Here is an 18,615-nt window from a genome sequence, read left to right as displayed (position 1 = left end):
GTGTTGTACAATGGATCGCAACGGTGGACTGCCCGGCAGGATGTGTATGAGCTGGTTCAGCCGGAACCACCGGGTTTCCTGCGTGTCTATCAACCACATTTGCGGTATTACCTGGTGGATGAAGGGCGCTATACGGATGAGGAGCTGGGCTTGCGCCAGACACCGTTAAGTGGGGTGTTTGGTGTGGAAAATGCCGGCCACAGTTGGGAGGCGTTACAGCAGGCGGTGGATCGGGTGGTTGCGATTATCCAGTCAGACCCGAACAAGGACCGTACCGATAGAATCATTACCCGCTGGCTCAAACGGCATTTGAGTCGGCTGGGAGCCGAGATCCACCTGGATCAGCTGAACAGTTTGGTGGAGGACAGAGATATGTTGGCAGAGAATCTGGAGAATCTGGTAAAAAAAGAACGGCTTGAGGGGCGTCAGGAAGGGCGTCAGGAAGGGCGTCAGGAAGGGCAAGATGAAGCCAGGAAGGAGGCTGCACGCAATCTAATCAGACGTACTGAGATGAGCGACCAGGTGATTGCCGAGGTTGCTGGTTTGGCTGTGGAAGAAGTCAGTCAATTAAGGTCAGAGATCAGGCACTGATCTGGATTTCGGCAAACCATCAATATGACGAGGGCAGCTTATCGCAGCCCTCACTGCGGTGTTTCTCGTCGCCATCATCGGCATATTGGCCGCTGTCGCGATACCCTCCTATCAGGGTTATGTGTTGAAGGCTCAGGTAAATAGGGCTGCCGGAGAACTTTCGACCTACAAAACGTCCTTCAGTTGTCATCAGTTGTCATGGACAGGCACAACATAGCCGATAACCATCCGGCTTTCACCGGAGGTTATTGAAAAGTTCCAGGCCACCGGTAGTGGGTGGCAAACCCCTATGGATAGAGCGCTTCAGGAGTATCTTAAAACCCACAGCCAGTCAGATATTGAAAGGTTGGGGTAGCAGTTTTATCCCGATGAGCATCATGGACAGGCATGTAGGTTAGGGCAATTTGCTGCCTTGAAGACAGCACTACTTGGCAAACATTCGTCATTGTTCCAAAAATGAGATGCGCCCCATTAGCGGCCGGACTCGCTCCTCCCATCGCAGTTGCTAAAAGTTTGACGTTTAACGATAAACGTCATATCATGGCGCCCATGATTAAGAGCTTCCGTTGTAAAGACACTGAAACCTTGTTCAAGACCGGGAAAAGCCGGCGATTTTCGGCAGTCAAGGCTGCTGCTGAGCGCAAGCTTATTATCCTGACGGCAGCGGAAGCCTTAGAGGATTTGAAATCTCCGCCCGGTAATCGCCTGGAAGCGCTCGCCGGAGATCGGGAAGGCTAATACAGCATTCGAATTAATCGCCAGTGGAGGGTGTGCTTCCGGTGGACCAAAGAAGGGCCGGAAGATGTTGAGATTGTTGACTACCACTGAGGAGAAAGCGTTATGGTATCCAATGGCATGCGTCCCATTCACCCGGGGGAAATTCTTCGGGAAGAGTATCTGGAACCGTTGGGCATGAGCGTTAATGCGTTGGCTGGAGCGCTTCACGTTCCGGCTACCCGGATGAACGAGATTGTTCGCGAAAATCGCGGTATCACTGCAGACACGGCGTTGCGCCTGGCTCGTTACTTCGGCACCAGCGAGCGCTTTTGGCTAAACTTGCAAATCGAGTTTGAGTTGCGCAGAGCTCAAATCAGCAAAGCCGCGCAAGTGGCTAAAGAAGTTCAACCTCGGGCCGCATGAAACTCATTGGCCAGCAATTTGGCAGGAGCTGTTCAGCCATCCGGAATTTGTCCAGCAATTGATTGAAGGATTTGTACCTTCTGAGATTGGTGAGCTGATGGACTTCCGTACCCTCACAAACCATAGCGGCAATTACATTACCCCGCTGGCTCAAGCGGCATTTGAGTCGGCTGGGAGCCGAGATCCACCTGGATCAGCTGAACAGTTTGGTGGAGGACAGAGATATGTTGGCAGAGAATCTGGTAAAAAAAGAACGGCTTGAGGGGCGTCAGGAAGGGCAACATGAAGCCAGGAAGGAGGCTGCACGCAAATAGGGCTGTCGGAGAACTTTCGACCTATAAAGCGTCCTTTGAAACCCAAATGTCCGGATCGGGCTCTGTTACCAATAATGCGCTGGGGTATACCCCCTCAAACCTCACCACGGGGGATGCCGCCACAGATATCGCTGTAGTTAACGCTGACGGTTCTGGTCACATCCAGGTGACCATGGGGGGCAATGCCCACCCAAACCTGGCGGGCGTTTCACTCAAATTTGTACGCAGCGCTGGCGGCACCTGGCAGTGCGAGATTGATCCGAGTGCCGCCCCTCGCTGGAGCGACGTGTTCAGTCCAGATTCATGTAATGTGATCTGACGGAGGGCTACAGCTCCACCTCCACCTCCTCGCACAGCTCGGGCGCATAATCATGGACCACGATCATCATGGGCAGGCACTAATATTCCATTTTGTGCACAGGGTTGATGCGCAATAAAGGTGCGCATATAATTGATGTGCCATTTCGCGCGAGGACTGAGCCATGCAAGCTGCTGAAACTGCCAAATCCATACGAAAGCCAACAAACCTATCGCTGGATAGCGCCCTTCTCAGAGAGGCAAAAGCTTTGGGAATCAATGTTTCGCGGTCTGCAGAGGCAGGGATCGCGGAGGCTGTGAAACTTCGTAAGCAGGAGAACTGGCTGAAAGATAATGCCAGAGCCCTCGCAAGCTCGAACGCTTACATTGAAGCTAACGGCTTGCCGCTCGCAAGGCACCGTCAGTTCTGATGGCTCGTTTCGATATTTTTGAGAATAAGGGTGGAGCCGGCTTTCTACTTGACGTTCAGTCAGATCTTCTGAGTGGGTTGAATACTCGAGTTGTCGTGCCACTGTTGCCGAAAACCTCGGCACCATCCCCTGCTCAGAGGCTGAATCCTGTATTTAACATTGAGGATCAAGAGGTAGTAATGGCTACTCAGTACATGGCTGCTGTGTCCGAAAGCGAATTGCGTTCTGGTGTTGGTAGCCTTGCTGAACAGCAGGATGAAATTTCTGCGGCGCTGGACATGCTATTGCTGGGCTTTTGATACAAGAAAGTTCTAATTTCACTGGCGTGCCGGTGTACAGGTCAATGGTCCTGGCGCTTTTGTCGCGCAGCGGCTTCGTCCAAAGCCAAGCAGCGGACTCAGAAAACTGTCACGTTTTTGGTACCAAACTGCCCTCCAGCCATGGCCGAGCTGATGGCTCTGATCGGTTCGCCACAGCTTTTGGATTTCGTCGCGAGTCTCGATAGGATCATTGTTAAATAGCGCTGATATGCCCCCAAAAACCACATAAGAAGGTGCCTCCGCTATGACGGAACTCAAACAGGTTGCCGGCCTCGCATCAGACCATCTTGCAAACATTGAAGGCCACCTTGACCGCTGTTATATCCGGCCAGGAAAACTGCCCGGCGCGTTGACCCTGGTGGCCCGGCGAGGGGAAATTGCCTATGTAAAAGCCCAGGGATTGATGGATGTGGAACGCAACAAGCCCGTCCGCCGGGATACGGTTTTCCGCATTTATTCCATGACCAAGCCGATCACGTCTGTCGCCATGATGCAGCTTTATGAGCAGGGGCGGTTTCTGCTGGATGATCCCGTGCACAAGTATATTTTGGAGTGGAAGAACCTTCGGGTTTACAAAAGCGGTGTCTATCCCAATTTCCTGACCGAACCCGCGACTCGTTCCATGACCATTCGCGACCTGTTCACGCATATGTCCGGCCTGACCTACGGATTTATGCACCGCACCAACGTTGACGCTGCGTACCGGGATCTGAAGCTGGATGGCAGTCGGAGCATGACACTGGAAGCACTGGTCAGTCAGCTGGCGGAGTTGCCACTGGAGTTCTCACCAGGTGCGGCGTGGAACTATTCGGTCAGCACGGATGTGCTGGGGTATCTGGTGCAGTTGCTGGCTGATCAGCCTTTTGATGAGTATCTGCGAGAGCATATCTTTGAACCTTTGGGCATGCCGGACACCGGCTTCCAGGTCCGCGACGACCAGATCGACCGCTTTGCCGCCTGCTATCAGTACCAGCCCGGCGATCAGTTCACGCTCCAGGACGACCCACAGACGTCCCCATTCCGGCACAAAAGTAAGTTTGTGTCTGGCGGCGGCGGGCTGGTTTCCACCATTGACGATTATTTCCACTTTGCCCAGGCCCTTTGTCAGGGCGGAGAGTTTCGGGGGCGGCGGATTATTGGTCGAAAAACCCTGGAATTCATGCGTCGCAACCACCTGCCTGACAATCAGGACCTGCCGGGCCTGTCCGTCGGTGCGTTCAGCGAGACACCTTATGCCGGGAGTGGCTTTGGCCTGGGCTTTTCGGTAAAGACTGACGTCGCCAAATCCCAGGCCAACGGATCGGTCGGCGAGTTCGGTTGGGGTGGCCTGGCGAGCACCAACTTTTTTATCGACCCGGTCGAGGAACTGGTGATGATCTTCATGACGCAACTGATCCCCTCGTCGTCTTACCCGATCCGCCAGGAGTTGCGGGCCATCGTTAATGGGGCGTTGGTGTGACCCACAGAACCTCCACAATTCGGGGAGAGCCGGATAGGCCGAGCGATAAAAATAAACCTGCCCCGCCTTATCACACCGGCACCGCCCACACCGCAGCCGGCAGGTGATGCTATATGCTATGGCAGGATCACCAGTTGATCTGGCAGTTCGTTGCGCTCGTGAGTGGCGGGCAGGTGCTCTTTCAGGAGCTTGCCGCAGGCAGCAATGCAGTCCAGAAACCCCTGCCGGGTCTGACCCTGGCGCACCTTCGAGGTGAAGTCCGCCACGATGTCTTCCCATACCGAGTTGTCCAGGATGTCGGCAATACCCTGATCCACCAGGATCTCCACATAGCGTTCCGCCTCCGAGACAAAGATCAGCATGCCGGTGGCGCCTTCGGTATGGTGCAGGCGCTGTTCCAGGAACTGCCGCCGCGCCAGGTTGGAGGCCCGCCAGTAACGCACCTGCCGGGGAATCAGACGGGTGTTGATGCCGGGCACCCGGAACAGCAGGCTGAGCAGGATGAACGTACCCCACTGCACCAGCATCAGCATGTCGGCACCGAGCCAGTTGCCAAAGTAATTGGCAATACCCGGCACCAGCAACGCCAGGATGCCGGCCCAGAGCAGGGGAATATAGCTGTAGTTATCGGACTGGGCCGTCAGCACGGTGACCAGTTCGGCGTCGGTTTCCCGTTCCACCTCGTTGATGGCAGCGGCAACGGCTTCCTGATCGCTTTTGCTTAATAATGTCATGATTCTCTCATTCCCATTGTCAGGTGAGGGGATTCAGCGAGCCGGGGTATCGGTGCGGAGCTACCAGCCACCGGAGGCACCGCCGCCGCCGAAGCCGCCTCCACCACCGCCAAAACCGCCGCCGCCGAAGCCGCCGCCATGGCCGCCACGGCCACCCATGGCGCCGCCCAGCAGCGCCGCGCCCAACAGGGCGGCGCCACCGCGTCCGCCACGACCACCGCGACTGCCGATAAAGAACACCACGGCCATCAGGATGATGAAGAACAGTGCCACCAGGCCAGCCTTGGGCTTTTCCTGGGCGGCACCGGTCTTCTGGCCCTGGGGAACTGCCACGGGTTCGCCGCCCAGAACCTGGATCATGGCGGCGGCACCGTTGACGATACCGGCCTGGAAATCCCCCTGACGGAACGCCGGGGTAATAATGCGATTGATGATGACCGAGGAGTCGGCGTCGGTGAGTCGCCCTTCGAGGCCATAGCCCACCTCAATGCGGATTTTGCGCTCGTCCTTCGCCACGATCAGCAGGGCGCCGTTATCCTCACCTTCCTGACCGATCCCCCACTGCCTGCCCAACTGATAGCCGAAATCCTCAATCGAAAAGCCCTGGAGGTCCGGCAGGGTGACCACCACAACCTGTTCGGTGCTGGCCTGCTCGTGGGCCTGAAGCATCTGGTTCAGGCGCGCCTCCACCTCAGGGGAAAGCATTTCCGCCTGGTCGACCACCCGGCCGGTCAGTTCGGGAAACTCCGGCGTTGACTGGGCCCAGACAGCAGCCGGTAGCAGCAGTAACGCCAAAAGCAACCTGTTTCGAAGCCGGGCAACCATCAGAATTTCACCGCCGGCGCTTCATCCGCATTTTCCGTGGTGGCTTCAAAGTTGGCGCGGGGCTCCAGATCGCTGTACAGGATGCTGTACCAGATCTTGCCCGGGAAGGTGCGCAATTCGGTGTTGTAGCGCTCCACCGCCTGGATGAAATCCCGTCGCGCGACGGCAATGCGATTCTCCGTACCTTCAAGCTGGGATTGCAGGGCCAGGAAGTTCTGATTCGATTTCAGGTCCGGGTAGCGTTCAGACACCGCCATCAGTCGGCTCAGGGCGCTGCTCAGCTCACCCTGGGCCTGCTGGAACTGTTGCAGCCTCTGAGGATTGCTGAGGATGCTTTCGTCTACCTGGATCGACGTGGCCTTGGAGCGCGCCTCAATTACTGCGGTCAGGGTTTCCTGTTCCTGGGCCGCGAAGCCCTTGACGGTTTCCACCAGGTTGGGAATCAGGTCGGCGCGGCGCTGGTACTGGTTTTCCACCTGGGACCAGGCGGCGGTGACTTTCTCATCGTAAGTGGGGATGTTATTGATGCCACAGCCACTGAGAAACAAAACAAGCGTGATCAGCGATGTCAACTGCCAGACGGTCCGCTGTTGAAACGGTTTGTGAAGGGTTGCCATAGTGCTCTGTCCCGATGGTGGTTGCATGAAATAGGGGAAGATGCCGGGCCCGCGGGCGGAGGCATCAAACTACCCTCTAATTGGGGACAGGGCCAGTGTTTTCAAGGTGATCAGCGTTTTGTGCACCTGCTGTATGGCGATTTCGTACAACAGCCCGGGCAAAACGGCAGGGCCGGCCAATCGCTGAGGTTTGGCTGGTGGGCTCGTTGCGGTCTACGCTGACACGAATGAATAGCGTTAAAGGGCATGGATGTTTTTCGGAGGTGGCATGAAGTTTCCCTCAAGCACGGTGTTTGCACTCTTGGGAGCGGCACTGATCGCGATCAGTTACGGGCTCGCCCGTTTCGCGTGTCACGCCCTCGAACGCAGCGCCCCCGCCTCCTCCGCGCTACATTGAGCGTGAGCCCGAGGAGGAAGTCGAGGATGAAACCGGACTCCAGGCGGCGTACGATTACCAGCTTCAGAACGAGGATGGTGAGCCGTACAAGCTGGTCGCGAATGACGCTGAAAACCGGTAGCCTGGCAATGGCGGGAATTACTTCGTTTTCTTTACAGGCTTGCGTATCAAACGTTATTCACTGGGTATGCCATTATCAGGTCGGGCGACTTCATGATCATTATGCTTAAACGCACGCTTTACATCGTCCTTACGGTAATCCTGCTCATTTTTTCAGGAGTCGGATTACAGAGTTATTTGGATGGCGTTCTTGAGCCTCCCTATGACCAGGACACGATGAGGCTTAACTATGAACGAATTGGAAGTGGCCCCGATAAGATCGTTCTTTTGCACGGATTGACGGGGTCCTTGAATTATTGGAAAAAGGGGCTGGGCGAGGTACCTGATTCCCAGTCGCTGTTGCTCATCGACCTGCTGGGTTTCGGTGACTCACCCAAGCCTAATGACGCCTACACGCTCGAGCAGCATTTAGGGGCAATTGAAAAAGTACTGCGAATTGAGGGCTTTGATTCCGGTGGATCCTTTGTCATGGGGCACTCGATGGGTGCAATCCTGGCAATCGGACTCGTTGCAAGGCACCCGGACTGGTTTGACGGGCTTGCCGCCATCGGCCTTCCCAATTATGCCGACGCGGACGAAATCAGAAACGGATTTGCGAAACAATCATTGTGGGACCGGGTTTCGGTGGATTCGAGATTCGAATTCGTTTGCTTCTTCCATCCTCTTTACCTGACAGAATGGTTTCGGCCGAAAAACCTCCCACAGGATATTTTCGAAGATGCCCGAAAACACACATGGGTAAGTTATTACAATTCCCTTGACGAAATTCTTGTCAAAACAGATCTATGGCGGTTGGGTTTGGCAGTTGGGGAAAAAAGGACACTGCTCATTCACGGCGAAAACGACATGTCTGCGCCGATAGAAAACGTAGCTGCATTGCTGCCTGCTTTCAGTAATGCACGATTTGAGCGGCTCGCGGGAGCAGGTCATCAGGTTTATCTGGCGGAGCCCGAAAGAATCTGGGGCTTGATTGAGGAGTTCAGGGGCAACGGCATTGCGACCTCGCTGGTGAGCGCTGACTCTCCTTAAGCTTCTCTTGACCTTCAAGACTGGCAGCATGGGGCACAGCCCCGCCCGGAAACGGGTTTTCTGCTGCCTGTTGATGTGTAATAAATAATACGGAACATATAATGAATATAGAATTACAGGGTTTGCTTGAAAAATATAAGTGCGATAAAGAGTCAGTATTCAATACCTGGTTTATCAATAACGATGAACGTTTGAAAGCCTTTCGCTCTATTCGTCGTGGGGTTCAGAAAGTAATACTGGATATTAAGACGAAAGAATTCGGTAACGATTACAAAGGCTCGTCCCTGGAGTTTGTCTTAAATTGTATTACCGAGCAAAAGCAGGTATTTATTGGGGCGTCACATGCATTCTACTGGAAACCAAAGCTTCGCATTCCAGATATTTATGAGAATGAAGAAAATAAGGTAATATTCGGCCAGTTTCTTGAAAACTGCTATAATGCTACAAGGGAAGATCAGATATTAAGGGAAATAATTCGACTTGATCAAAGAAAAATAAAAGGGCTCGGGCCTGCAGTGGTTAATATTCTGTATTTCCTCCATCCTGAGATTATTCCTCCATTCAATACTGCAATTGTTAATGGGTTTAACCACTTGTTCAAGGAAAATATCAAGCTTGGTTCGTGGCAGGAATACCTTCGTATGCGGGAGATAATTATAGGAAAAAACAGCCAGTACAGAGGCATGCTTTCCAGAGATCTCGGGGCATTTTCTGGCTTGCTGTTTGACATTGGCGTAAAAAAGCTTTTGGTTGGAGATGAGGGCGCTCTTTCTGATGATGAGAAGGTAAAAATAGAAAGGCTGCTTAAAAAACGACACAAAGAAGTTACAAATGAAAAAGAAGAGGAAGATCTGCATACAGAAATGCAATACCATCTCCTGAAAATTGGCCACTCGTTAGGGTATGATGTAATCAGCGCTTCAAATGATCGGTCAAGATGTCATGATGGCATTAGTTTTTCATTTATAAGTCTGCCAGGATTTCCTGATATAGGTGTTGATAAAGATACAAATAACACTATTGCGCTAATTGACGTGATTTGGTTTGAGAAAGGCACAAATAAAATTGTTTGCGCTTTTGAGGTTGAGAAAAGCACTTCAATATATTCCGGGATACTTCGGCTTACCGACTTGTACTTCTCATTTCCAGAAGATCCCTCCTCCCTGTTTCTTATCATTCCTGACAACAGAGAAAAGGAATTGGAGTTGCAGCTAAGTCGGCCAGCGATCAAGGGCAATAATATCGAAATTCATTATATTTTATTCTCTGACTTGCGTAAGCACTGTGATGCGATATGTACATTTGGCGATAGCAAAGAAACTCTGAAGAAAATAGCTAAGGTGGCCAGTTGAGTCGGCGTATATCAAGGCCATGCTCCGGCTCAAAAGAAAGCAAGAAATGCTGCGAAGGCCGAGCGGCAAAGAAAATACGAATGGATTTTTATTAACGGCAGGAACCGCTGAAAGCTCTGGGTATCGGCGGTACGCCAGGAAGAACAAACCCCGACAAAGCCGGGGTCTGAGGTTTTCGCAAAGCAGCGAGGAGAAGTTACTTGTTCAACCCCATCTCCTCAATTGAAATCTCCCGCATCTTGAACTTCTGGATCTTCCCGGTGACGGTCATCGGGAACTCATCCACGAACTTGTAGTTCCTCGGGATCTTGAAGTGGGCGATCTTGCCCTTGCAGAACGCCTGCAAGTCCTCCCCGGTTACCGGCGCCGCATCCGGAGCCAGTTTCACCCAGGCGATCAGCTCTTCACCGTATTTGTCATCGGGGATGCCGGTTACCTGCACTTCCTCGATGGCCGGGTGGGTGTAGAGGAACTCTTCGATTTCTTTCGGGTAGATGTTCTCCCCGCCGCGGATGACCATGTCCTTGATGCGGCCGACGATCTGGATGTAGCCGTCTTCGTCCATGGTGGCCAGGTCGCCGGTGTGCATCCAGCCGGCGTCGTCGATGGCTTCGCGGGTTTTCTCCTCGTTGTTCCAGTATTTCAGCATCACGCTGTAGCCGCGGGTGCACAGTTCGCCGATTTCGCCGCGCGGGACCACGTTGCCGCTGGCCGGGTCGACGATCTTGGTTTCCAGGTGCGGCTGGGTGCGGCCCACGGTGGTGACCTGCTTCTCGAACGGATCGAGGGAGCTGGTCTGGGTGGAGACCGGGCTGGTTTCGGTCATGCCGTAGGCAATCTGAACTTCTTTCATGTTCATCTTGCTGTTGACCTTTTTCATCACCTCGGCCGGGCAGATGGAGCCAGCCATGATGCCGGTGCGCAGGCTGGAGAGATCGTAGGTTTCAAACTCCGGCTCGGCCAGTTCGGCGATGAACATGGTGGGCACGCCGTACAGGGCAGTGGCCTTTTCCTGATGCACGGCCTGCAGCACGGATTTGGGTTCAAAGCCTTCCCCCGGGTAGATCATGGCGGCGCCGTGGGTAATGCAGCCGAGGTTGCCCATCACCATGCCGAAGCAGTGGTACAGGGGCACCGGGATCACCAGGCGGTCTTTTTCTGTGAAGCGCTGACTCTCGGCCACGAAGTATCCGTTGTTGAGGATGTTGTGGTGGGTGAGGGTGGCGCCTTTCGGGTTGCCGGTGGTGCCGGAGGTGAACTGGATGTTGATGGGGTCATCGAACTGCAGTTCGCCCTGACGCTTTTTCAGGTCTGCTTCAGAGACATCGCTGGCGAACTCGACGAATTCTTTCCAGGTCCACATGCCGTCGTGCTTGTCTTCGTGCACGTTGATCACGGCCCGCAGGTCCGGCACGTGGTCCGCCTTGAGTTTGCCGGGGGCGCTGCGCTTCAGTTCCGGCGCCAGGTCATGGAGCATTTTCCGGTAGTTGGAACCCTTGAAGGCGTCCGCCGTTACCAGCGTGGTGATGCCGGCCAGGTTCAGGGCGTATTGTAGCTCGTGCACGCCGTAGGCCGGGTTGATGTTTACCAGGATGGCACCCACTTTCGCGGTGGCGAACTGGGTAACGGTCCACTCATAACGGTTGGGGGACCAGATGCCCACCCGGTCGCCGCGTTTGACGCCGATGGCCATGAAGGCGCGGGCGGCTTCATCAACCTTCGCGACAAATTCCTTGTAGGTCCAGCGAATGTCCTGGTGCAGGCACACCAGGGCTTCGTTGTCCGGATACTGTTCGGCGGTGCGGTCCAGCATTTCACCAATGGTCATGCCCAGAAGGGGCTTTTCCGCGGTGCCGCTCGTATAACTGGGATAAGTGCTTGGTAGAGTCTTGCTCATATCTCTGCCTCCATTGTTGTTGTATTCGAGGGCGAGCAGGGTTGCGGTCCTGCTAGCGACTCTGACTGTGATACTCGGGGTTAGGTTGCATATCGCTGGCAATCGCCACGCGATGGATGGGGAAATCCAGGGCCACTGCATTTTTATTCTGATTCATTGACTACTCCTAGCCTGTGAGTCCGGTGCTCTGGCGGGTGGGAACAGCTTCCCGGGACACGCTGTAAATACCCGCGAGCGGGTCCGGCCCGCAATCGCAGATTGCGGTCGTTCGGCTGTCGCAAGAAGCTTCACTTCTTATACGCTCGACCGAACCCCTGTACGTTGACCGCAGCATCCATGCTGCAGACAGTCCCGGGAAGCGGTACCCGCCCGCCAGATCAGTCATTGGCAGTTACCGCCTATTGCCTGGCCGACTTTTGAGCCGTTGTGCCGGTTGAGCTGGCGGCATATCCAGTCGCCTGTGGCGACGAGTTTTTGCAGATCAACTCCGGTTTCTATATCCAGACCATTAAGCAGGTATAGCACGTCTTCGGTGGCGACGTTGCCGGACGCGCCCTTGGCGTAGGGGCAGCCGCCGAGACCGGCGACTGAGGCGTCAATCGCGCTTACGCCTTCTTCCAGCACGGCATACAGGTTGGCCAGGGCCTGGCCGTAGGTGTCGTGGAAGTGGGCGGCCAGTTTTTCCATGGGCACGTGGGCGGCCACGGCTTCGAGCATGCGTTTGGCTTTGATCGGTGTGCCTACGCCGATGGTGTCGCCCAGGGAGATTTCGTGGCAGCCCATGTCGTAAAGGGCTTTGGCCACGGTGGCCACCTGTTCCGGCGCGATGTCGCCTTCGTAGGGGCAGCCCATGACGGTGGAGACGTAGCCGCGAACCGGAATGCCGTGTTTGCGGGCTTCCTCCACCACCGGCGCAAAGCGTTCGAGGCTTTCGGCGATGGTGCAGTTGATGTTCTTTTGGGTGAAGGCTTCGGAAGCAGCACCGAAGACAGCCACTTCGTCGGCCTTTGCCGCCAGTGCGCCTTCAAACCCTTTCAGGTTCGGGGTAAGGGCCGAGTAGCGTACGCCGGGCTTGCGGGTAATGCCGGCCATCACGTCGGCGGCGTCGCCCATCTGTGGCACCCATTTCGGGGATACAAAGCTGGCGGCCTCGATATGGCTCAGGCCGCTGTCTGCGAGGCGGTCGATCAGTCCGGTTTTGATGGCGGTGTCGATCACCGGGCCGGGCTCGTTCTGGAGTCCGTCCCGGGGGCTCATCTCAACCAGGCGAACCTGTTTGGGAAAGGCCATCAGCCTGCCTCCTCTTGTTTCGCTTCAGGGTCATCCACCTCAATGGCGATCAGTTCGGCACCTTCGGACACCTGGTCGCCTTCGGCGAAGAAGATGTCGGTAACCACGCCGTCGGCCGGGGCCTTGATGGCGTGTTCCATCTTCATGGCTTCCATGATGACCAGGCTCTGGCCGGCGGTGACCTTGTCGCCGACTTTGGCCTGTACCGCCACGATAGCGCCGTTCATAGGTGCAGCCAGGCTGCCTTCGCCGGCTATATCCTCGAAGCCGTAGGTTTCCCGGTATAGGGAGCAGTTGAAGGTGTCGCCTTCGTAGAACAGCACCAGCTGGTCGTTGTGCAGGTTGCCGTGGATGCTGATGCGGTGGCCGTTGATGACGGCCTGCAGGTAGTCATCGTCCAGTCGGGCAGTAAGGTTGTATACGCTGTCGCCCACGAACACCTGATAGCGGTCGTCGCGTTCCAGCACCTTCAGGTCGTGAATCTCTTCACCCACCTGCAGCTGCAGTGGCTGGGCGAACTCGGAGTTCATGCGCCAGCTGTTCTGGCGGCCGAACGGCGACCAGGGGTCGGTGCTGACCACTTCCCGGGATTTGCGCTGTTCCAGAACAAAACCGGCGGCCAGTACCAGGGCCTTGTGGGTATCCAGCCTGGATTTCGGGAACAGCAGTTCCCGGTGATCCTCAATGAAACCGGTGGTCAGGTCGGCTTCCCGGAACGGCTGTGCGTCGGCCAGGGCGTGCAGGAACCGGATATTGGTCTTCACGCCGGCGATGCGGTAGTGCTCCAGGGCCTGGACCATGCGGTTGATGGCCTGGTCGCGGGTTTCGTCCCACACGATCAGTTTGGCGATCATGGGGTCGTAGTGGATGCTGATGTCGTCGCCTTCGGTGACACCGGTGTCCACACGCACGTGGGCGCTTTCATCCGGGGTGCTCAGGTAGCGCAGGTTGCCGGTGGCCGGCAGGAAATCCTGGTCCGGGTCTTCGGCATAGATACGCGCTTCCAGGGCGTGGCCCCGGGTTTTCACCTGGGACTGTTCCAGCGGCAGCTGGTCGCCCCAGGCTACCTTTAATTGCCATTCCACCAGGTCCTGGCCGGTGACCATCTCGGTGACCGGGTGTTCCACCTGCAGACGGGTGTTCATTTCCATGAAGAAGAAGGAACCGTCCACGTCGTACAGGAATTCGACGGTGCCGGCGCCCACGTAATTGATGGCCTGGGCGGCTTTCACTGCCGCTTCACCCATGGCTTTTCGGGTGTCTTCGCTCAGCCCCGGTGCCGGGGCTTCTTCCAGGACTTTCTGGTGACGGCGCTGCACGGAGCAGTCCCGCTCGGCCAGATACACGCCTTTGCCATCCTTATCGCAAAAAACCTGAATCTCCACGTGCCGGGGCTGAGTCAGGTAGCGCTCAATCAGCATGTCCGGGTTGCCGAAGGCGTTCTGGGCTTCCCGCTTGGCGGCGGCCAGGGCATCGTCGAATTCGCCCATGCTGTTGACCACGCGCATGCCTTTGCCACCGCCGCCGGCAACGGCTTTGAGCAACAGCGGGAAGCCGCATTTCTCGGCTTCGGCACGCAGGGTTTCCACTGACTGGTCGTCGCCATGGTAGCCGGGCACCAGGGGAACACCGGCTTCCTCCATGATGGCCTTGGCTGCAGACTTGGAGCCCATGGCGGCAATGGCTGAAGAGGGCGGGCCGATGAAGACAATGTTGTTGGCTTCGCAGGCTTCGGCGAACGCGGTGTTTTCCGAGAGGAAACCGTAGCCCGGGTGAACGGCCTGGGCACCACTCTTCTTGGCAATCTCGATGATCTTTTCGGCGCGCAGGTAGCTCTCGGAGCTGGGTGCGGGCCCGATGTGGAAGGCTTCGTCGGCCATGGCCACGTGCCGGGCATTGGCGTCGGCGTCGGAGTAGACGGCGACGACCCGAATGCCCATGCGGTGGGCGGTTTGTATGATCCGGCAGGCGATTTCGCCCCGGTTGGCGATCAGAATCTTGCTGAACATTGTTATTCTTCCTCCGGAACCCAGTTGGCCTTTCGCTTGTTCAGGAAGGCGCTGAGCCCTTCCTGCCCTTCTTCACCCACCCGGATATCCGCGATGCGGTGTGCGGTGTCATCAATCACGTCGTCTTTGATCGGTTTGTGGCTGACGGCGAATACCAGGTCCTTGGCGGCTTTCATCGCTTCGGGCCCGTTCATGGCCAGTTGCTGGAGCATCTCGTTGCAGCGGGCTTCCATGGCTTCGACATCGTCACAGACGATGTGGACAAGGCCGTATTCCTGAGCCTGCTTTGCGGTAAACACTTCGGCGGAGATGAAGTAACGTCGTGCCTGCCGCTCGCCGATGGCACGTACCACGTAGGGGCTGATCACCGCCGGTATCAGGCCGAGTTTTACCTCGCTGAGGCAGAAGCTGGATTTCTCGGTGGCAATGACGATGTCGCAGCAGGCGGCAAGGCCCACCGCGCCGCCGAAGGCAGCGCCCTGTACCAGACCGATCACGGGCTTGGACAGGTGGTTGAGTACGTTCATCAGCCGCGCCAGTTCCCGGGAATCATCCAGGTTTTCCTGGCGGCTGTTCTCGGCCATACGACGCATCCAGACCAGATCGGCCCCGGCAGAGAAGTGCTTGCCTTCGGAGCGCAGGATGACGACCTTCACGCTGTTGTCGGCATTCACCCCGGTGAGGGTGCTGATCAGCTGCTGGATGATCACGTCGTCAAAGGCGTTGCGTTTGTCAGGGCGGTTGAGAACCACCTCGGCAATGCCTTCGTCGCGACGTTTGAGCAGAACTGCGGATTCGTTGTCTGTCATGTCAGTCTCCCCGATTACATCCGGAACACGCCAAAGCGTGTCGGCTTGGCGGGTCGGTTAAGAGTGGCAGACAGGCTTAGGGCAACCACTTCCCGGGTCTGGGCCGGGTCGATGACGCCGTCGTCCCAGAGGCGGGCACTGGCGTAGTACGGGTGGCCCTGGTGTTCGTAGGTGTCGATGATCGGCTTCTTGAACTCGGCCTCTTCCTCGGCGCTCCATTCCTGGCCCTTGCGCTCCATGCCTTCACGGCGAACGGTGGCCATAACGCCGGCGGCCTGTTCGCCGCCCATCACCGAGATGCGGGCGTTCGGCCACATCCACAGGAAATCCGGGCTGTAGGCACGGCCGCACATGCCGTAGTTGCCCGCACCGAATGAACCACCGATCAGCACGGTGATCTTGGGCACGTTGGCACAGGCTACGGCCATGACCATTTTGGCACCGTGCTTGGCAATGCCTTCGGATTCGTACTTCTGGCCAACCATGAAGCCGGTGATGTTCTGCAGGAACAGCAGCGGGATGTTGCGCTGGCAGCACAATTCGACGAAGTGGGCGCCTTTCTGGGCGGCTTCGCTGAACAGGATGCCGTTGTTGGCGATGATGCCCACCGGGTAGCCGTGAATATGGGCAAAGCCGGTGACCAGGGTCTGGCCGTAGTAGCGTTTGAACTCGTCGAACTCGGAACCGTCGACGGTGCGGGCGATCACGTCGCGCACGTCGAACTGCTTGCGCAGGTCGGTGCCGACGATGCCGTAGATTTCTTCGGCGTCGTACAGCGGTGCCTTGGGCTTACGAATTTCGACGTCTGTCGGCTTGCGGCGGTTGAGGGTGGACACACAGCGTCGGGCGATTTCCAGGGCGTGGGCGTCGTTTTCGGCGTAATGGTCGGCAACTCCGGAGATTTTGCAGTGTACGTCGGCACCACCGAGGTCTTCGGCGCTGACCACTTCACCGGTGGCGGCTTTTACCAGCGGCGGGCCGGCCAGGAAGATGGTGCCCTGGTTGCGGACGATGATGGATTCGTCGGCCATGGCGGGCACGTAGGCGCCACCGGCGGTGCACAGGCCCATGACGACGGCGATCTGTGGGATGTCGTCGGCGGACATGCGGGCCTGGTTGTAGAAGATGCGGCCGAAGTGGTCGCGATCCGGGAAGACTTCGTCCTGGCGGGGCAGGTTGGCACCGCCGGAGTCGACCAGGTAGATGCACGGCAGGCGGTTCTGCAGGGCAATTTCCTGGGCGCGCAGGTGTTTCTTGACCGTCAGCGGGTAGTAGCTTCCGCCTTTTACGGTGGCGTCGTTGGCGATGATCATGCATTCGGTGCCGGAGACGCGGCCCACGCCGGCGATGACGCCTGCTGCGGGGACCTCTTCATCGTAGACGTTGTAGGCGGCGAACTGGCCGATTTCCAGGAACGGGGAGCCGTCGTCCAGGAGGCGGTTGATGCGCTCTCTGGGGAGCAGTTTGCCTCGGGCGATGTGGCGCTCCTGGTAGGAGGGGCCGCCGCCTTGCTGGATGGTGGCAACTTTGTCACGCAGGTCGGCGACGGCCTGGGCCATGGATTCCTGGTTGGCCTGGAACTCTTCGGACCGCGGATTGATTTTGCTTTGGAGTATGGTCATTTTCCCTGCCTTCTTATTCGGGGGCATCCGGGCGTGACGGGTGTTCCTCCCGGGAAACGCTACGAGCACATCCATGTGCGCTTGACTGCGGCCATCCATGGCCGCAGACATTCCCGGGAGGAACACCCACCACGCCCTCGACGTACCGAGGGAGTTATCTTCCGTAAATCGATGTGATCAGCGGCTGTTTACTTGTTCAGGTACAGCTCACGACCGATCAGCATCCGACGAATCTCGGACGTTCCGGCACCGATCTCATACAGCTTGGCGTCCCGCAGCAGGCGGCCAGTCGGGTATTCGTTGATGTAGCCGTTGCCGCCGAGCAACTGGATGGCGTCCAGGGCGATTTTGGTGGCCATTTCGGCGGAGTAGAGGATGGCACCGGCGGCGTCTTTGCGGGTCGTTTCGCCTCGGTCGGCGGACATGGCGACCATATAGACGTAGGACTTGGCGGTGTTCATCCAAGTGTACATGTCGGCGACTTTGCCCTGCACCAGTTCGAATTCACCGATGGCCTGGCCGAACTGTTTGCGTTCGCGGATGTAGGGAACCACGACGTCCATGGCGGCCTGCATGATGCCGAGTGGGCCGCCTGAGAGGACGAGGCGCTCGTAGTCGAGGCCGCTCATCAGGACTCTGGCGCCGTTGCCAACGCCGCCCAGAATGTTTTCCTTGGGAACCTTGCAGTCTTCGAACACCAGTTCACAGGTGTTGGAGCCGCGCATGCCGAGTTTGTCCAGCTTCTGGTGGCGGCTGAAGCCCGGGGCGTCGCGTTCCACGATGAAGGCGGTCACGCCACGGGAGCCGGCGGAGGTGTCGGTTTTGGCGTAGATGACGTAGGTGTTCGCATCCGGACCGTTGGTGATCCACATCTTGGTGCCGTTGAGGACATAGTGGTCACCGGTGTCTTTGGCGCTGAGTTTCATGGAGATGACATCTGAGCCGGCGTTGGGCTCGGACATGGCCAGGGCGCCAATGTGTTCGCCGCTGACGAGCTTCGGCAGGTATTTCTGTTTCTGCTCTTCGGTGCCGTTGCGGTGAATCTGGTTTACACACAGGTTGGAGTGGGCACCGTAGGAGAGGCCAACGGAGGCGGAGGCGCGGCTGATTTCTTCCATGGCGATGACATGCGCCAGGTAGCCCATGTCGGAGCCACCGTACTCTTCGCTCACGGTAATACCCAGCAGGCCCATGTCGCCCATTTTCCGCCACAGGTCCATGGGGAATTCGTTGTTACGATCGATTTCCTCGGCGCGCGGCGCGATTTCTGCAGCGGCAAAGCCGTTGACCTGCTCGCGGAGCATATCGAGGGTTTCGCCGAGACCGAAGTTGAGCTCTGAGTACTGTGATTTCATCGTTGGC

18 protein-coding genes and 1 pseudogene are annotated in these 18,615 nt (G+C 56.9%); 10 read left to right on the top strand and 9 right to left on the bottom strand.

The window, feature by feature from the left end; genetic code table 11:
* The 8 genes and pseudogenes from QPL96_RS00890 to QPL96_RS00865 all read left to right on the top strand — a co-directional run bounded on the left by QPL96_RS00890 (nt 1) and on the right by QPL96_RS00865 (nt 4,552).
* Complete coding sequence (locus QPL96_RS00890; RefSeq protein ID WP_303284959.1) at nt 1–591, top strand: hypothetical protein; 591 nt, start codon at nt 1–3, stop codon at nt 589–591.
* A 220-nt stretch (nt 592–811) separates the two neighbouring features.
* Nucleotides 812–946 carry a BrnA antitoxin family protein gene (locus tag QPL96_RS19380; protein ID WP_368388889.1) on the top strand — a complete coding sequence of 45 codons (135 nt, stop codon included), beginning with the start codon at nt 812–814 and terminating at the stop codon, nt 944–946.
* Nucleotides 947–1,140: 194 nt separating this feature from the next.
* Nucleotides 1,141–1,419: pseudogene (locus QPL96_RS00885) on the top strand (type II toxin-antitoxin system RelE/ParE family toxin).
* A 12-nt stretch (nt 1,420–1,431) separates the two neighbouring features.
* A complete protein-coding gene (locus QPL96_RS00880) occupies nt 1,432–1,731 on the top strand; it encodes a HigA family addiction module antitoxin (protein WP_205422274.1) in 300 nt (99 codons plus the stop codon).
* Between the two features lie 282 nt (nt 1,732–2,013).
* Entirely contained in the window at nt 2,014–2,364 is a 351-nt protein-coding gene (locus QPL96_RS19375) for a pilin (RefSeq protein WP_368388888.1), read from the top strand.
* Nucleotides 2,365–2,527: 163 nt separating this feature from the next.
* Nucleotides 2,528–2,773 (top strand): type II toxin-antitoxin system CcdA family antitoxin, encoded by a 246-nt coding sequence (locus tag QPL96_RS00875; RefSeq protein WP_303284958.1) that lies wholly within the window; start codon nt 2,528–2,530, stop codon nt 2,771–2,773.
* Nucleotides 2,773–3,072: a CcdB family protein gene (locus QPL96_RS00870; RefSeq protein WP_303284957.1), complete on the top strand. Its 300-nt coding sequence runs from the start codon at nt 2,773–2,775 to the stop codon at nt 3,070–3,072. Before QPL96_RS00875 ends, QPL96_RS00870 begins: the two co-directional genes overlap by 1 nt.
* Nucleotides 3,073–3,337: 265 nt before the next feature.
* The gene (locus QPL96_RS00865; protein WP_303284956.1) at nt 3,338–4,552 is read left to right on the top strand and encodes a serine hydrolase; all 1,215 of its coding nucleotides are present in this window, start codon (nt 3,338–3,340) and stop codon (nt 4,550–4,552) included.
* Nucleotides 4,553–4,668: 116 nt separating this feature from the next.
* On the opposite strand, the gene QPL96_RS00860 is transcribed toward QPL96_RS00865, so the two are convergent.
* From QPL96_RS00860 to QPL96_RS00850, 3 genes are read right to left on the bottom strand one after another with little or no spacing between them, the layout of a single operon-like run.
* Nucleotides 4,669–5,286, bottom strand: coding sequence for a TPM domain-containing protein (locus QPL96_RS00860; RefSeq protein ID WP_303284954.1), 618 nt, complete (start codon nt 5,284–5,286; stop codon nt 4,669–4,671).
* 60 nt (nt 5,287–5,346) lie between these two features.
* Nucleotides 5,347–6,111 carry a YgcG family protein gene (locus QPL96_RS00855; RefSeq protein ID WP_303284953.1) on the bottom strand — a complete coding sequence of 255 codons (765 nt, stop codon included), beginning with the start codon at nt 6,109–6,111 and terminating at the stop codon, nt 5,347–5,349.
* The gene (locus tag QPL96_RS00850) at nt 6,111–6,728 is read right to left on the bottom strand and encodes a LemA family protein (RefSeq protein WP_303284952.1); all 618 of its coding nucleotides are present in this window, start codon (nt 6,726–6,728) and stop codon (nt 6,111–6,113) included. The genes QPL96_RS00855 and QPL96_RS00850 overlap by 1 nt, the downstream gene beginning before the upstream one ends.
* 610 nt (nt 6,729–7,338) lie before the next feature.
* On the opposite strand from QPL96_RS00850, the gene QPL96_RS00845 reads away from it, so the two are divergent.
* Both QPL96_RS00845 and QPL96_RS00840 read left to right on the top strand, forming a co-directional pair.
* Nucleotides 7,339–8,274 carry an alpha/beta fold hydrolase gene (locus tag QPL96_RS00845; protein ID WP_092031440.1) on the top strand — a complete coding sequence of 312 codons (936 nt, stop codon included), beginning with the start codon at nt 7,339–7,341 and terminating at the stop codon, nt 8,272–8,274.
* 101 nt (nt 8,275–8,375) lie between these two features.
* Nucleotides 8,376–9,626 (top strand): hypothetical protein, encoded by a 1,251-nt coding sequence (locus QPL96_RS00840; RefSeq protein ID WP_092031443.1) that lies wholly within the window; start codon nt 8,376–8,378, stop codon nt 9,624–9,626.
* 196 nt (nt 9,627–9,822) lie between these two features.
* Here the strand turns inward: QPL96_RS00840 and QPL96_RS00835 are convergent, their stop codons facing one another.
* The 6 genes from QPL96_RS00835 to QPL96_RS00810 form a co-directional block, all read right to left on the bottom strand.
* Nucleotides 9,823–11,523, bottom strand: a complete 1,701-nt coding sequence (locus QPL96_RS00835) for an AMP-binding protein (protein ID WP_303284949.1) — start codon at nt 11,521–11,523, stop codon at nt 9,823–9,825.
* A gap of 381 nt (nt 11,524–11,904) precedes the next feature.
* A complete protein-coding gene (locus QPL96_RS00830; protein WP_303284948.1) occupies nt 11,905–12,813 on the bottom strand; it encodes a hydroxymethylglutaryl-CoA lyase in 909 nt (302 codons plus the stop codon).
* Nucleotides 12,813–14,822: an acetyl/propionyl/methylcrotonyl-CoA carboxylase subunit alpha gene (locus QPL96_RS00825; protein WP_303284947.1), complete on the bottom strand. Its 2,010-nt coding sequence runs from the start codon at nt 14,820–14,822 to the stop codon at nt 12,813–12,815. Before QPL96_RS00825 ends, QPL96_RS00830 begins: the two co-directional genes overlap by 1 nt.
* 2 nt (nt 14,823–14,824) lie before the next feature.
* A complete protein-coding gene (locus QPL96_RS00820; RefSeq protein WP_303284945.1) occupies nt 14,825–15,631 on the bottom strand; it encodes an enoyl-CoA hydratase-related protein in 807 nt (268 codons plus the stop codon).
* 14 nt (nt 15,632–15,645) lie between these two features.
* On the bottom strand, nt 15,646–17,253 hold the full coding sequence (locus QPL96_RS00815) for a carboxyl transferase domain-containing protein (RefSeq protein WP_303284943.1): 1,608 nt from the start codon (nt 17,251–17,253) through the stop codon (nt 15,646–15,648).
* Between the two features lie 188 nt (nt 17,254–17,441).
* The gene (locus QPL96_RS00810; protein ID WP_303284942.1) at nt 17,442–18,608 is read right to left on the bottom strand and encodes an isovaleryl-CoA dehydrogenase; all 1,167 of its coding nucleotides are present in this window, start codon (nt 18,606–18,608) and stop codon (nt 17,442–17,444) included.
* Nucleotides 18,609–18,615: the final 7 nt, after the last annotated feature.

Source organism: Marinobacter sp. SS8-8, assembly GCF_030540945.1.
Classification (GTDB): Bacteria; Pseudomonadota; Gammaproteobacteria; order Pseudomonadales; family Oleiphilaceae; genus Marinobacter.
This window is presented reverse-complemented; position numbering and strand designations above follow the sequence as displayed.